The organism is Paenibacillus sp. J22P15 (assembly GCF_056269345.1).
This window is the reverse complement of sequence record NZ_JBWDNT010000002.1, coordinates 822,642-836,954: the sequence shown is the minus strand read 5'-3', so window position 1 is coordinate 836,954 and position 14,313 is coordinate 822,642. Positions and strand designations below refer to the sequence as shown.

General features: G+C 44.8%; 16 protein-coding genes. 3 read left to right on the top strand and 13 right to left on the bottom strand.

What is annotated here, in order from left to right; genetic code table 11:
* Window positions 1-141: 141 nt before the first annotated feature.
* From AC0YN6_RS08330 to erpA, 9 genes are all read right to left on the bottom strand, one after another.
* Entirely contained in the window at window positions 142-2,085 is a 1,944-nt protein-coding gene (locus AC0YN6_RS08330) for an ABC transporter permease (protein ID WP_475746251.1), read from the bottom strand.
* Window positions 2,060-2,836 (bottom strand): ABC transporter ATP-binding protein, encoded by a 777-nt coding sequence (locus AC0YN6_RS08325; protein ID WP_475746249.1) that lies wholly within the window; start codon window positions 2,834-2,836, stop codon window positions 2,060-2,062. The genes AC0YN6_RS08330 and AC0YN6_RS08325 overlap by 26 nt, the downstream gene beginning before the upstream one ends.
* A gap of 109 nt (window positions 2,837-2,945) precedes the next feature.
* Window positions 2,946-4,058: a sensor histidine kinase gene (locus tag AC0YN6_RS08320; RefSeq protein WP_475746247.1), complete on the bottom strand. Its 1,113-nt coding sequence runs from the start codon at window positions 4,056-4,058 to the stop codon at window positions 2,946-2,948.
* Window positions 4,055-4,792: a winged helix-turn-helix domain-containing protein gene (locus tag AC0YN6_RS08315; RefSeq protein ID WP_475746245.1), complete on the bottom strand. Its 738-nt coding sequence runs from the start codon at window positions 4,790-4,792 to the stop codon at window positions 4,055-4,057. The genes AC0YN6_RS08320 and AC0YN6_RS08315 overlap by 4 nt, the downstream gene beginning before the upstream one ends.
* A gap of 24 nt (window positions 4,793-4,816) precedes the next feature.
* Window positions 4,817-5,941: a PAS domain-containing sensor histidine kinase gene (locus AC0YN6_RS08310; protein WP_475746243.1), complete on the bottom strand. Its 1,125-nt coding sequence runs from the start codon at window positions 5,939-5,941 to the stop codon at window positions 4,817-4,819.
* Entirely contained in the window at window positions 5,934-6,590 is a 657-nt protein-coding gene (locus tag AC0YN6_RS08305) for a response regulator transcription factor (protein WP_475746241.1), read from the bottom strand. The genes AC0YN6_RS08310 and AC0YN6_RS08305 overlap by 8 nt, the downstream gene beginning before the upstream one ends.
* A gap of 118 nt (window positions 6,591-6,708) precedes the next feature.
* Entirely contained in the window at window positions 6,709-7,140 is a 432-nt protein-coding gene (locus tag AC0YN6_RS08300; protein WP_475746238.1) for a GAF domain-containing protein, read from the bottom strand.
* Between the two features lie 477 nt (window positions 7,141-7,617).
* Window positions 7,618-8,007: a hypothetical protein gene (locus tag AC0YN6_RS08295; RefSeq protein ID WP_475746236.1), complete on the bottom strand. Its 390-nt coding sequence runs from the start codon at window positions 8,005-8,007 to the stop codon at window positions 7,618-7,620.
* A gap of 120 nt (window positions 8,008-8,127) precedes the next feature.
* Window positions 8,128-8,490, bottom strand: a complete 363-nt coding sequence (erpA, locus tag AC0YN6_RS08290) for an iron-sulfur cluster insertion protein ErpA (RefSeq protein WP_475746235.1) — start codon at window positions 8,488-8,490, stop codon at window positions 8,128-8,130.
* A gap of 243 nt (window positions 8,491-8,733) precedes the next feature.
* On the opposite strand from erpA, the gene mqnE reads away from it, so the two are divergent.
* Window positions 8,734-9,837, top strand: coding sequence for an aminofutalosine synthase MqnE (mqnE, locus tag AC0YN6_RS08285; protein WP_475746233.1), 1,104 nt, complete (start codon window positions 8,734-8,736; stop codon window positions 9,835-9,837).
* 81 nt (window positions 9,838-9,918) lie between these two features.
* Window positions 9,919-10,986, top strand: coding sequence for an NAD(P)/FAD-dependent oxidoreductase (locus AC0YN6_RS08280; RefSeq protein WP_475746231.1), 1,068 nt, complete (start codon window positions 9,919-9,921; stop codon window positions 10,984-10,986).
* A gap of 9 nt (window positions 10,987-10,995) precedes the next feature.
* Here the strand turns inward: AC0YN6_RS08280 and AC0YN6_RS08275 are convergent, their stop codons facing one another.
* A complete protein-coding gene (locus tag AC0YN6_RS08275) occupies window positions 10,996-11,277 on the bottom strand; it encodes a YuzB family protein (protein WP_475746229.1) in 282 nt (93 codons plus the stop codon).
* Window positions 11,278-11,353: 76 nt separating this feature from the next.
* On the opposite strand from AC0YN6_RS08275, the gene AC0YN6_RS08270 reads away from it, so the two are divergent.
* Window positions 11,354-11,599 (top strand): NifU family protein, encoded by a 246-nt coding sequence (locus tag AC0YN6_RS08270; RefSeq protein WP_054026871.1) that lies wholly within the window; start codon window positions 11,354-11,356, stop codon window positions 11,597-11,599.
* 117 nt (window positions 11,600-11,716) lie between these two features.
* Here AC0YN6_RS08270 and AC0YN6_RS08265 read toward each other — a convergent pair whose 3' ends face one another.
* The 3 genes from AC0YN6_RS08265 to AC0YN6_RS08255 form a co-directional block, all read right to left on the bottom strand.
* Window positions 11,717-12,499, bottom strand: a complete 783-nt coding sequence (locus AC0YN6_RS08265) for an SDR family oxidoreductase (RefSeq protein WP_475746227.1) — start codon at window positions 12,497-12,499, stop codon at window positions 11,717-11,719.
* Between the two features lie 19 nt (window positions 12,500-12,518).
* Window positions 12,519-13,232 carry a Cthe_2314 family HEPN domain-containing protein gene (locus AC0YN6_RS08260; protein WP_475746225.1) on the bottom strand — a complete coding sequence of 238 codons (714 nt, stop codon included), beginning with the start codon at window positions 13,230-13,232 and terminating at the stop codon, window positions 12,519-12,521.
* Window positions 13,233-13,306: 74 nt separating this feature from the next.
* On the bottom strand, window positions 13,307-14,230 hold the full coding sequence (locus tag AC0YN6_RS08255; RefSeq protein WP_475746223.1) for a COX15/CtaA family protein: 924 nt from the start codon (window positions 14,228-14,230) through the stop codon (window positions 13,307-13,309).
* Window positions 14,231-14,313 lie beyond the last annotated feature (83 nt).

Here is a 14,313-nt window from a genome sequence, read left to right as displayed (position 1 = left end):
GTTTAGTCATGATGTTATATACCTCGATTAATTTAGTAAAGTAATTTAAACACAAAAACCCGAAAGACGGGCACTTTTTTTAAAGTGTCTATCTTTCGGGTCACAGTTCATCCCGAGGAAAAGCCGTTTTTTTTACTTGTTCTATGCACTTGCGCCGCGAAGAATACTCTTCATGTAGCTGCTGCAAGCGGTTATGAAATACAACGACTGCATCACAATATATATACCGATAACGACGAAAGAATAAATCCAATTGGATGACTCCATCATATTGTCGAGTGCCTTCATCGCGAATAAAGCATGACATATGCCAACGACGACGGGAATAAAGAAAACAATGCCAACCTGTGTAATGACGATTTTACGAATCTCGCCCTTCGTCATTCCAATGCGTGTCAGAGCTTTAAATTGAGCTTGATCTTCCTGCAGCTCCGTAAACAGCTTGAAATAAATCATGCTGCCGGACGCGATAAAGAATAGTAAGCTAATGAACATACCAATGAATAGAGTTAATGAAACGAATTGATTCATTTCCTCCATATACGATGCGCGGTTGAAATCGACTTGCGACTGAAACTCCTCCGGCACCAGCTTTGTAAGCTTCTCAGATAAAGCCGCGGTTTTTTCCCAATTGCTTAGCTCGTAACCATACATTACGAATAGCTCATCCTCTGGGACTGTTGCTAAAAGCTTCATGTAAGAGAAATCATCCATAACAAATGTGAAGTAATTACTACGCAGCATGTTCATTACCTTTGCTTCTACCAAGCCGTTAATATCAAATGCGGCTTCCTTGCCGTTTATGCTGCCTTTTACAATACCGGCTTCTTTCCTCTCCTGTGAGGAATAGGACTGTATTAGCGTTAACTTGCCATTTTCAGGTTGAATGCTCGGTTGAGCCGTCATTGAAGCAAGCTTATTGTAATCGGTAGCTGAAATAATCAAGGCATCAGAATCATTTTCACGAGGTTCTTCATCACCCCATTGAAGTGAAAAGCGATCAATGAGTACGCCTGCGACTTTTGCTTCTTTTATAATTTTGAAACCATCTTCTTCAACGACAGCCTTAAGCTGCGCCGGGTCGATAACGTTATGCGTGTTCAAGCCTTTTTCACTGAATGCAAGCGAGAAAGGAGAATTCATAACCATACCATCCTTACTGGTGATGTTCAGTAAATATACGGTTCCAAGTGCAGTCATAACGACAGCGCTAAGAATGGATACAATAAATAAAATATGCGCATTGTCCTTTATCTTATAACCGAGCTGCGCGAAAACGATCATATTCGTGCGTTTATAGTAAATGGAAGACCTTTTTTGAATAAATCGCAGCAACAAAATGCTTAGCTGTGTAAACAGAAAATACGTACCGATTACAACCGTTATCAAGATAGGCAGCGCCAGCACGACGAAATTCGCACCATTCATCATTAGCGCCATGCCATAAGCAGCCGACAAGCAAATGACAGCGACGGCAACCAGCCAAGACGAGAATACGAGCTGTCCTTTTGGCTTGCGAGCAGCCTTAAGCAAATCGATTATTTCCGTGCGTCCGATGCGAAGCGCAGTCCAGATCGATATCAGCATGAACAGAATAAAAAATCCGCCAGCCGTTAGTCCAACCGCTTTGAGCGGGGCAGCGAATGGTATCGATTCATTCAAATTTAACAGTACGGCTAAAGCCATAAAAAACAGCTTGCTGAACAGCATACCAAGACCAATACCAACAGCGATTGCCATTAACGCGATAGCTGCATTTTCATAAATAACGAGCTTTCGAAGCTGAAGCCGTGTCATCCCAAATAAGGAGAACAGACCAAATTCCTGCTGCCTCGTCTTTAGAAATGCTGAATTCGAGTAGAGCACAAACAAGAACGAGAATATGACGATAATATATTCACAAAATACCATGCCTGCACGAATTTTTGAAGCCGCCATAATATGACCGCTCACTACCTCCGGATGATACAGAAACGCTGCATAAATATAAAAGATCATAACGGAAAACACGCTGCTCAGAAAGAATGCGCTGTACGACCGCCAGTTGCCCCGAATGTTACTAAGCGCGAGCGAACGGAACGTCATCGAAATTACCTCCCAGCACGCTGAGCGCATCTAGTATTTGTTGGAAGAACGCTTGTCTATTCGAACCGCGGCGTATTTCTGAGAAAAACTTGCCGTCTTTGATAAACACAATGCGCTCACAATAGCTCGCTGAGAAAGGGTCATGCGTTACCATCAGCACCGTCGCCTTGAAGCGCTCGTTCATATCTTTAAGTGAATCCATAACATCCTTCGCTGCTTTTGAATCGAGATTTCCTGTCAGCTCATCTGCAAGTACGAGTGAGGGCTGATGGATAATTGCTCGCGCAATCGCGGCACGCTGCTTCTGTCCGCCTGAAACCTCATACGTCCGTTTATTGAGTATCGGCTTTATTTGCAGCAGCTCCGCTAATGCATCCAGCTTTTGTTCAATTTGCCTCGGCGCCATGCCCTCCAATACGAGCGGCAAAATAATGTTTTCCTTAATGGATAGCGTGTCTAGCAAATTGAAATCTTGAAAGACAAATCCGAGTTCGCGACGGCGAAATAATGCCAGCTTCTTATCCGTCAGCTTGCTTGGGTTTACTCCGTTAATTTCGATTTGACCAGAGGTCGGCCGATCAATCGTTGATAACAAATTCAGCAGGGTCGTTTTTCCGCTGCCTGAAGGTCCCATGACCCCAACAAATTCTCCCGCTTCAACCTTAAGCTCGATGTCCTCAAGCGCTTTGTATGCGATGTTCCCCTTACTGCTGTATATTTTGCCTAGCCCTTCAGCTTTTAGTACGCTCATTGCTAATTTCCTCCCCAAATCTGTCTGTAATGTGCTTCATTACCGTTAGTATAGACGAGGGGAAGAGGTTAAACCCATCGATTTCCCTTTCAATCACACCTTGCTATTCTTACAAATTTGTCATGTTTCCTTGCTGCTCGACACTTTGGCTGCTCAAGATATGAATACCGCGCGGCTTGAACGATACACTTACTGATGTGCTTTCTCCGAGTACCGAGGAAACGGACATCGCATGACCTAGCCGATTGCACACCTGCTTCGCCAAATAAAGTCCCATCCCCGTCGACTCGCCTGCAGTCCGGCCGTTCTCACCTGTAAAGAAGGGGTCAAAAATACGCGGCAAATCATGCGGAGCAATACCTATTCCTTCATCGGATACGGTTAGCTTGCCTCCTCCGTCATTGAACGCTTCCACATGAAAGAGCAGCTTTTTGGTTCCGACTTTGCTTTTACTGTATTTGATCGCGTTGCTCACGAACTGATTCAGCACAAATGTCATCCATTTCTCATCCGTCTCCACCCATGCTTCTCCATCGATACGCGGGAAAATGGAGTAACGGATACAAAGCTTCTTATGGGCATTGATAACCGTTCGAGCAAGCTCATGTATAGCAATTTTCTTGACATGCAAATCAATTTCAAACTTATCAAGACGCGCAGTATAGAGCATCATCTCAAGCCCGCGCGTCATTCGATCCGTTTCCTCCTGCATGCTGAGAGCAAGCTGCTGCTGTTCTTCCTGCGTGGATGAGGTCTGCTGAAGTGCTTCCTGAGCTAATAAATCGATGACAGATACAGGCGTCTTCATATGATGCACCCATTGGAGTACAAAATGATTATGAATCTCCTGTTGACGGCGATATTTGCCAAGCTCATTCAAATAAGCACGGCTTTGCTCCTCCAGCATTTTTGCGACAAGTTTCTGCTCCTGCGTAACGGTTGCTTGAACAATGGTTGTTGCTTGCAGCTCTTCAGAGCGTGCGATAGCTTCTATTAGCTGCTTAAAGTAAGTACGCTGACGCAAATAATCAACGACCAGCCAAACCCCGAGTAAAAAAAAGGCAAGCACTACGAAATAATAAATCGTCCCTTGTGCAACTAAACCCGGGTAACGCTCTCCCTCAAGGAGAAGCAAACTGACAGACAGTAAAACAATTAATACTACGATAAAAATAAACAACAGATGATCACGCAAAAATAACGCCAGCGATAATCCTTTCATCGTGACGTTACCTCCGATATATGTTCTATTGTCAGCTTGTAGCCTTGACCGCGTACCGTTTCAATTGCTTTGGGGAGGCCAATCTCCTCCAGCTTTTTCCGAAGTCTTGTCACATTGACAGTGAGCGTATTGTCATCGACGAATTGCACATCATCCCATAGCGCCTCCAGCAATTGTTCGCGTGATATGATAATGCCGTGCTGCTTCATTAAACATTCGGCAAGCAGCTGTTCATTCTTAGTCAGCTCAACGCGGCAGCTCTCCCATTCAAGCTCATTGCGGTTCAAATATAGGCGCAAGCCGCCTGCGGACAGCTCACCATGTGCAGCGCCTCCGGCATCAACTGCTGATGGCCCTATCGCTGCATATTCCCCATATGCTCTCCTGAGCACGCTCTTCACCTTTGCCATTAGTAAATCCAAATGAATTGGCTTCGTAATATAATCATCGCCGCCGTTCTCGATGGCCATTACCTGATCCATCTCACCTGCACGGGCAGAAATAAAAATAATAGGTATACTTGAGCGGGTACGAATTTGTCTGCACCAATAATAGCCGTCAAAGTATGGCAAATTAATATCGAGCAGTACCAAATGTGGATCGAAAACTGCAAGCTCTGCCAGAATTTCACGAAACTGTGTTACCGTTGCTGCCTCGAAACCGTACTTATCCATATTTTTTTTCAAAATAGATGCAATCTTATCGTCATCCTCTACGATGAAAATCCGATACATGAGGTTCCTCCTATTGGTAAACGCTTATTCCTCAGTCTTCTCTTCTTTCGGAACGACAAAACGCACCACCGTACCATGGCCAGGCTTCGAAATAATGTCCAAGTGTCCGCCTATGCTGCGAGCTCTCTCCTCCATGCTAAACAAGCCTACACCGCTGCCGATTCGATCAGAGCTAAAGCCTAGTCCGCGGTCCGTTACGCTGACCAATACATTTTCTGTTTGTTCCTCAACAATAACTTCCGCCTCTGCTACGTCTGCATACTTGGCAATATTCGTTAAAGCTTCTTGAATGACGCGATAAATAGCCGTTTCCTTCATAATGCCCAGCCTGCTCTTTAATTTACATGTCAGCGTCAGCCGAATTCCAAAATGTTGCGAATAATTTTCCACATAGGTTCTTATTGCCGGCACTACACCAAGATCATCCAAGACGGACGGCCGCAGCTCCCATGCGAGCCCGCGAATATCCTCCATCATGCCTGATACTTCACCGCGAAGCACACCCAGCTCTGCAATGTTGTCATGTTCACTGATTAAGCGATCAAGCCGAATAAGCAAGGAAAAGAGGCCTTGTCCGATTCCGTCATGCAGCTCTCTCGAAATTCGTTTCCGCTCATCCTCTTGAATTTCGATAACTTTAACCATCATCTCCTTGAGTTCCTGCTCAGCCTGCTTTCGCTGCGTCACCTCATTGCGGATGGCTAAATATTGATAAGGTTTTCCCGCTTCGTCAAGGAAGGGAACGATCGTCGTGTTTACCCAATAGAAGCTTCCATCCTTCGCACGGTTTTTTATTTCTCCTCGCCATACTTCCCCGCTGGAAATAACCTCCCAAAGCTTGCGAAAGAAGTCCCGTCCATGAGAACCAGAATTAATAATACGATGATCCTTGCCGATGAGTTCTTCACGCTCATATTTCGAAATTTCACAAAATTTATCGTTTACATATTCAATTCGTCCTTTATTATCCGTTACCGCTACGATCGATGATTCATCTAGAGCAAACTTCACATCAGCAAGCTGCTTAAGTGACTGATTCACTTGAGCCAGTGTCGACTTATCCTCAATTTCATTCTCAAGAACAGACAGTAGATAATCTACGTCTGATCCGATTATTCTCCTGAAGTTATTACCGCTATGTTTAATCAAAATGCAGCAATCCCTTCTCTAGCGCAAACTTAATCAGCTCCGGCCGCGTTCGAAGCCCGAGCTTGTCCATAACATGACTTTTGTGCGTTTCAACCGTCTTTACGCTTATGATTAAACTTTCTGCTATTTCCTTATTTGAATAACCTTTGGCAATCCAGCCCAATATTTCTTTCTCGCGCTCTGAGAGTGTGTTATAGGGACTGTTATCTTCTCCGCCTTGCTTCAGGTTGACGAGATATTCACTCATCAAACGTTTAGTAGCGGTAGGATAAAGGTAGGCGTTTCCTTGCGCTACGCACTGGATAGCTGATAAGAGCTCATCATGAGGCGCATTTTTCAAAATATAGCCTGAAGCTCCAATATGAATCGCTCGAAATAAATATTCGTCATCGTCATGCATCGTCAGAATGAGTACCGCTATATCCGGAAGCAGCTTCTTAAGCTCCGTTGTTGCCGTCATCCCGTCTTTGCCATGTGGCATACTTAAGTCCATCAAGATGACGTCCGGCAATAGCTGCTGTGCCATCTGGATCGCTTCGTCCCCTTCCGAAGCTTCTCCCACTACCTCGATGTCATGCTTGCCGTGCAGCAGCATTGCAAGTCCCGATCTGACCATTGCGTGATCATCACAAATAAGTAACTTAATCATCTCGTTCTCACCTCGTTGGAATGATTCCCTGCTCTATATGAAACTATCATTTATCGTATCTTTATTAGTATAACTTATATTGACCTGCGAATTGCTTTTCAGCTAAAAAAAGCTATAGCTATACGAGCATAGACGCCAGTTCTTTTGTAATAAGATTAGCTGTCTCAAGCTCCGCTGCGGCATAGATTTGATCGGTGCGTCTACCCATTAGCAGCACGCCGCAAATCCCGGTGCGCATTTCAATTGGCACACTAGCAGCAATCCTCAACTGCTCCGTCAATAATACAGGCTCTCCAAGCTTAAACCTCGCTGAATCTGTCATTGCGGCACTCGTGCTTGCGGTTCTGCCTGAACGGATTGCTGTCCCAGACAAGCCAGAAGTCGACTTTTGCTCAACGAGCGGCGTACGCTCACTTATACTGCCTGACGCATTAGACCAGCCCAGTCTCCGTTTGCCCGTATCGATCAAGCCGAGTATCGCGAAATCGCTGCCCGTCTCCATTCTCAATCGCTCGATACATGCAGCGATTTTCGCTTCAATCGTCTTCATCCCTATTCCTCCTTCAAAAAATACAAGCAATCTTTGATTTTAATTATAAAGCTATGCTATTGCTTTGTATGTCAGGGAATTCCCTGAATTACAGCACTCCAAATCGGAACAGTTCATCGGTTATCCCTATAAACATAGAAAAAAGGAGCCCTGTAACAGGCTCCTCTTTCGACGGTGTTTGATCGTACGAGTCTCTTCACATCTAACACTTCACATTGTTAAGATTACTTGGGCACCGCTTTTTCACATTCCGGTTTTAACGGATTGCTTTTAGCGTGTGTGTTCAGATATGCTCTGCGACACAACCCCTCGCTTTCATAAAAGCTTAGTGATTAAATAAGTTCCTCCTGTAGCCCTAGCACCAATTGGTCCAACGGAACCACACCTCTCTTCACACCGTCAAATATAATATGCACATTATTTGAGATGCTTATACCTGTTCCAAAAGTTTTTTTTGAAGCATATGACTTAAGCAGCTCAAAATGCGTAATTCTTATCTATAACATAAGTACTGGAGGCCTCTTTTTCCGGGTCATGAAGAGCACTTTTCTGCTCCGCTTCCTTAGAATTCAGCATGAATACCATTTCAGTTGCGAAAAATACGACGGTAAAGCCAATGACTAGCATTATTTTAATCGACGTCGCTTTATTTCTGTTCATCATTTCATTTTTTTCGGGTTTCATCAGCCACATCCGCTTTTCCTTAAGAGCCGTTTGCGCAATATGACCACAAGGGCAATTAATCGGCGAATGAAAACGGTAGCCTTCAGCAGTAACGTTATAGTGATCGGTTGGAATCGTATGCTTCCTGCTGCAAGATGTACACCCCACCTCGATAAACTGTCTATAATCACGAATAAACTTCATATGCTCTTATCCCCCAAGATGATCGATTTATAGACTTAAACCTAAATCAAGAACAAAAAAACTTCCGGAATGCGTATGAAGATCATACGCATTTCGGAAGATAACAATCATCGCAAGTTATTAACACTCGCCCGCTGCAGCTGGTTTACCTGCATCCTTTGCCGTACGGAAAGATGAACCGCAGCCGCAAGTAGCGCTGGCATTAGGATTCTCAATCGTAAAGCCTCCACCCATTGCGGATTCTTTAAAATCAATAACGAGACCATGTAAATATTTGACGCTGTCTCCATCTACAACAACCTTAAGCCCTTCCATATCAAGAGTCTTGTCGCCTTCATGCTCTTCATCGTCAAAGCCCATGCCATAGGAGAAGCCGCTGCAGCCGCCTTCTTTTACGCCAATGCGCAAAAACATCTCAGGGCCGCCTTCCTCAGCGAGCATTTCTTTTATTTTGTCAGATGCCGTATCACTAATTGTGATCATGTTACATCCCTCCGATTATCCATGTTTTCATTTCTGTTTTTGTTCACTTACTTATTTGTAGTATACTCCAGTTTCTTCGGTTGCTCAAGAGAAGCATGCCCACAAGTAAATTTTACATTTAATGTAATTAAGAATACTTTCTTATTGCCCCTGTTACGTATGAGGTTTATAATAGATACAACTTCTTCATCGGAAAAGAAAGTTATTTTTTTCACAATCTACTTATTTCAGGGAGGCTTTGCCATGAACGTCGTTATACCTACTGAAGATTCAAAGATGCAGCACATAATTGAAAAAGTGCGTCATGGACAGCGTTTAACGCTGGAGGATGGTGTATTCTTATATCAATCCGATGATCTGCTTACAATCGGGCAGCTTGCAAATGAAGTTGCCATGCGAAAAAACGGCAAAAAAGTTTATTTTATCGAAAATATGAGTCTTTACTTCACTAACGTATGTGAAGCTCATTGTGCGTTCTGCAACTTCCGCAGAGATGATGGAGAAGAAGGCGCTTATACACTTAGCGGTCCGCAAATGATCGAGTACGTTGAGAAGCATTTCCACCCTGGCGTTAGAGAATTTCATATCGTTGGCGGTCACAATACGAATGTTCCATTCCAGTATTACGTGGATTCCCTTAAAGCACTAAAGGAGCACTTCCCTGAAGTAACGCTTAAAGCGTATACGGCTGCTGAAATCGACTTTTTCTCGCGAATTAGCGGACTTACTTATCGTGAGGTGCTTCAAGAGCTTATGAAAGCAGGCTTGCAGTCGCTAACAGGCGGCGGTGCCGAAATTTTGTCGGATCATTATCGTAAGAAAATGCGTGTAGACAAAGCCGATGTTTCCCAATACTTACAAGTGCACCGTACAGCTCATGAGCTTGGCTTGCGTACGCATACAACTATGCTTTATGGCTCGATTGAGACAAAAGAAGATCGGATTCGCCATTTGATGCAAATTCGCGAGCTTCAGGATGAGACGAACGGATTCTTAGTATTTATCCCGCTCTCCATGCAGCCAATTAATCCAAAAGCCGGCATTCGCAGACGCAACTCCGCTTTCGAGGATTTAAAGACAATTGCAATCAGCCGCTTAATGCTCGATAACTTCCAGCATATTAAAGCATACTTTATCAACATCGGTGTTCAGCTTACACAAGTGGCATTAACGATGGGAGCATCGGATGCACACGGCACGATCATGAAGGAAAAAATTAGCCATGCTGCAGGCGCCCTCACTCCTGAAGGCATCACACGCGAGGATTTGATTTGGCTTATTAAAGGCGCAGGCAGAATTCCTGTAGAACGCGATACGTTCTATAATGAGATAAAAATATACGAGTAAGATGTCGCTTATGAATGAGTAATCTACAACACGAGAACACAAAATAGACCCATCACCTAGAAGCGTGGAGTTGGAAATCATATGAGAAAACTTATTATTTTGGGCGGCGGCTACGGCGGCCTTGCCATCGCTAACGAGCTATTAGAAAAACAATTGCCGATCGATGTATCCATTGTATTGATTGACCGTATGCCTTTCCAAGGTTTGAAGACAGAGTATTATGCGCTTGCTGCCGGAACTGTTTCCGACTTGGAACTGCGCGTTAAGTTTCCAGTTGATCCGAGAATTTCGCTCGCTTACGGTGAGGTTTCGGATGTGGACATGGAGCTAAAGCTAGTCCATATTGAAGGTCAGGAATCGATTCAATATGAATGGCTCGTTATTGGTCTTGGCTGTACTGACAAGTATCACGGAATTGAAGGCGCAGAGCAATATTCAACAAGCATACAGACCTTCTCAGCAGCTAGACAAACCTATGCTCAGTTAAATGACATTAAGCCATATGGTCAAGTATCCATTGTTGGCGGAGGATTAAGCGGAGTTGAAGTCGCTGCCGAGCTGCGTGAGAGCCGCCCTGACCTCAATATTCGGATATTAGATCGTGGACCGAGTGTTCTCTCTGCTTTCCCAAGCAAGCTGCAAAGCTTTGTAACGGAATGGTTCACGGAGCATCAAGTCGAAATGCGAGGCCATATCAGTCTTACAAAGGTTGAGGGCGGCATTTTGCATGATGGCAACTCACCGACGCCAATTTATACGGATGTAACCGTATGGACGGCAGGCATCCAGCCTGTGCCGCTCGTACAACGTATGAATTTGCCGAAGGATAACCAAGGCAGACTCGTTATTAATGAATATCATCAATTGCCTGATCATACGGATGTATTTATAGTTGGAGACTGCGCAGCGCTGCCGCTATCTCCGAGCGGTCAAGCCGCAGGCGCCCAAGGCAAGCAAATTGCAGAGGTGCTGCAGGCTATCTGGCACGATAAGACACCGCGTCTAGGCAAGCTCAAGCTGAAGGGCGTTCTCGGCTCCCTTGGCAAAAAAAGCGGCTTCGGACTAATGGGAGGCACTCCAATTCTAGGTCGCGTGCCTCGTCTTGTGAAGAGCGGAGTGCTCTGGAGGTCTAAGCGTCACCTTGGCTAGCGATTGTTGTTACAAATCGTCCAGCAGCTTATCCAGCGCTTCTTGATCCGCTTTCTGCTGTTCAATTGATTTCAAAATATTAACATGAAGCTCGTCTACGGAATCTGCTGATACGATTGTACCGTCAACTAATGCGAATGGGTTCAAATAACATTCGCCGCAATTGCCTAAGCAGCCGTATTCGATGACTTCATAATCGTCATCTTGCTCAAATAAATCCATTATACGATCAGTGCCATGATGCATATTACTGGCACAAAACTCAATCATTGGTTTAAACAACTGGCTCACCTAACTTTACTAAGTTACTATCCATTTTCAATTGCTTCACTTTGTACTATAATAGGGGAGAAAGGAGATGATTGCAATGAGTGAACAAGTACAAGACACAATGTACGATGAGGTTTTGGACGTTCTCGATAAGCTTCGTCCGTTTTTGCAGCGCGACGGCGGCGACGTTGAACTCGTTGATGTCGAAGGCGGCATCATCAAGCTTCGCCTTATGGGTGCATGCGGAAGCTGCCCAAGCTCGACGATCACGCTTAAAGCGGGTATCGAACGTGCACTTCTCGAAGAAGTTGAAGGTGTAATCGAAGTCGTTCAAGTATTCTAAAAAATATAAGAACGAATTATGATTCCCTATGCATGACAAATGATGAAGAGTCTTATTGATTAGCTTGGAGCTTAGCTCCAAAGCTTAACGATAAGACTCTTTTTTTTAATTATGAGGTTAGAGCATCCCTTTAATGTTAGCAACAATCGGATCAAATCCTCCAGTTACGTCAATCACATTGCCGGTCAAGAAATTTGACTGTTTATCGCAAAGGAACAGCACTACGCGTGCTACATCCTCTCCCGCGCCTGGGCGGCCAATGGGCGACTCATTATCGTACTCTTCCTCTACCTCAGCGATCGATCTTTCCTTATTCACGCCGCGAATATCACCAGGACCAATTAAATTGACCGTAATGCCATGCGGCGCCTCTTCCACAGCTAATGACTTCGTAAATGATACAAGCCCCGTCTTGGCTGCTGCATACACAGCCCGGTGCGGCCAAGCACGCGCCTCTCCCGCATGACCAAAGCCAAAATGAACGATACGCCCCCATTTGCGTTCTCGCATACCAGGGAGCAGACGATGATCAAGCAGCATTACACCCAAGAGATTGCCATGCAGCAGCCTGATGATTGTCTCTTCATCATATTCGCTGAATAACCGTCGCTTACGGACAAAAGGCCCTGCGTTATTGACAAGAATATCAACGCCGCCAAACCACTTTTCTGCCGCATCAGCAAGCTTCTCCACGCCCTCTGTCGTCGCGATATCAGCCTGTACCGTAATCGCCTTTACACCCATCTGCTCGATCTGTGCCTTTACCTGCTGTGCTTCAAGCTCGCTCTCGTAGTAATTAATAACAATATTGCAGCCTTGCTCGGCAAGCTGGAGCGCCGTTCTTTTACCTAGTCCTTTGGCGCTGCCTGTTACTAACGCTGTTTTGCCCTCGAGTCCCACGAGTTTCCCCCCCTTGGGATTATGGTTGCTTGTTTCGCATCAATCCGCATGCGTATTGAAACGTAAGCAGCAGCGATTCCATCGCAAGATATAAACCCTGCGTTAAATCAGCGGATTGCTCTGCCACATTTTCCAGCTTAATCTCTTCTCCATACATACGGCTGCTTTGAATCAAATCATCCTGCATTTCCGAATTCATATAATGGATCTCGGTATTTCTGCGCTTGCGCAGCCTTGTCGTGGATTCCTTGTATTTCTCCTTCACATCGTTCAGCTTCCAAGTAAGCTGCGGGTGAACCTTCTTCTCACGCATATTACGCAAAACCGTAAAATAGGAGAAGTGTGGTTTGATACGCTCCGTATGCATATCCAGAAGCTCATTAAGGAGTGTACCGAGTTTATCCATCAAGGAAAAGACACGAATAAAAGCGTTTTTATCAAAGTAGATATAACGATTATAATGGATACGTTCCTCATCTGTCATTTTATTGAGTGAAGAGGAAGAAATTTCATGTTGAAAATGCAGCGCCACATAATGGCTTTGCTCAAGCTCATCCAAAGAAGAACGAAGACCAAGCGTCCAAATTTCATATTTGCGAAACTTTTGAGCCTGATCTCCACCCGCGGATATTTTTGATGCCAGTATAGAGACGAACTGATCCATTAAACGGTACGTTTCTGCAAGTGTTCCTTCCGCTTCTCTCCGTGGTTCATTAAACAGGAAACGCAGCATAATCGAACAGTCCCTTCTACATTAGCGTTGCTTCAAATCGTCGCAGCTTGTACTCACTTCGAGAATAGACTTCCTTAGCGCTCTTCTCTAAGGCGGTATGATCGAATCAATATATCGACTAATATTCCGAACAATCCAGTAACAATCAGATTATGCAATAAATTGGTGAACAGAAACCATTCCGGGTTCGTAATGGTCGCTGTCAGCAACGCTCCGCTGAAGATTTGAGTAATAACGAGTCCAAGTGTCCATGCTGCAGGCTTTGTTAAGCCGGCGCCGCCATGGCTGACTTTGCGAATATGAAGGAACAATCCAGCTAGGCTAATGCCCAGCAGCAATGCAGCCACTCGGTGAATAAACACTGCTCCTGTTGCACCGCTGATCTCAGGAATGACCTCACCATTGCAAAGCGGCCAGCCTAAGCAGCCTCCGCCAGACTCCGTATGCCGAATGAATGCTCCCAAATAAACGACAACATAACAAAATATCGATGTCATAAGCACACGAGGGAAGATGGAACGCGGTACTTTAAACTCTACAGGCGGTCCGTCCTTGGCTCTAAATGTCCAGATCACTAACAACAATGTCGCAGCAAATGCGATTAATGATATCCCGAAATGAATGGCCATAATAGGCGGGGATTGAGGCCACATCACTGCAGCTGCCCCCATTAAGGCTTGAATAATGGTAAATAGTAATGCGCCGCCCGCATAAAACAACGGTTCCTTGAATCCTTTTCTGTCATGCTTAAATTTCCGGTACATTGCAACAGCAGTAGCGAGAACAAGAAGACCTTCAAAGCCTGTTACAAGTCGATGAGAATATTCAATCATGGATTCAATCGTATAAGCAGGTATAAATTTCCCATGACACAAAGGCCAATCATCACCGCAGCCTCGTCCTGAATCCGTGTTCGTCACTAATGCACCGCCGAGCAGTACAAGAAGCATTCCGATGCACGCAGCGAGAGCTAACGCGCGAAAACGCCCGGTTACCATAATAAAATCACCTTATTTCATGTTTTAATAACAGTTCAATTATAGCTATAAAAAAAAGCAAAAGCCATGTTGAAAATGTGAAA

Bases quoted from the DNA above. Each gene is read 5' to 3' on its own strand.
- AC0YN6_RS08255 (WP_475746223.1), bottom strand. From the start codon at position 14,230: ATGGTAACCGGGCGTTTTCGCGCGTTAGCTCTCGCTGCGTGCATCGGA.
- erpA (WP_475746235.1), bottom strand. From the start codon at position 8,490: ATGATCACAATTAGTGATACGGCATCTGACAAAATAAAAGAAATGCTC.
- AC0YN6_RS08315 (WP_475746245.1), bottom strand. From the start codon at position 4,792: ATGTATCGGATTTTCATCGTAGAGGATGACGATAAGATTGCATCTATT.
- AC0YN6_RS08295 (WP_475746236.1), bottom strand. From the start codon at position 8,007: ATGAAGTTTATTCGTGATTATAGACAGTTTATCGAGGTGGGGTGTACA.
- AC0YN6_RS08260 (WP_475746225.1), bottom strand. From the start codon at position 13,232: ATGCTGCGTTTCCTGTTTAATGAACCACGGAGAGAAGCGGAAGGAACA.
- AC0YN6_RS08320 (WP_475746247.1), bottom strand. From the start codon at position 4,058: ATGAAAGGATTATCGCTGGCGTTATTTTTGCGTGATCATCTGTTGTTT.
- AC0YN6_RS08280 (WP_475746231.1), top strand. From the start codon at position 9,919: ATGAGAAAACTTATTATTTTGGGCGGCGGCTACGGCGGCCTTGCCATC.
- AC0YN6_RS08305 (WP_475746241.1), bottom strand. From the start codon at position 6,590: ATGATTAAGTTACTTATTTGTGATGATCACGCAATGGTCAGATCGGGA.
- AC0YN6_RS08300 (WP_475746238.1), bottom strand. From the start codon at position 7,140: ATGAAGACGATTGAAGCGAAAATCGCTGCATGTATCGAGCGATTGAGA.
- AC0YN6_RS08325 (WP_475746249.1), bottom strand. From the start codon at position 2,836: ATGAGCGTACTAAAAGCTGAAGGGCTAGGCAAAATATACAGCAGTAAG.
- AC0YN6_RS08330 (WP_475746251.1), bottom strand. From the start codon at position 2,085: ATGACGTTCCGTTCGCTCGCGCTTAGTAACATTCGGGGCAACTGGCGG.
- AC0YN6_RS08270 (WP_054026871.1), top strand. From the start codon at position 11,354: ATGAGTGAACAAGTACAAGACACAATGTACGATGAGGTTTTGGACGTT.
- mqnE (WP_475746233.1), top strand. From the start codon at position 8,734: ATGAACGTCGTTATACCTACTGAAGATTCAAAGATGCAGCACATAATT.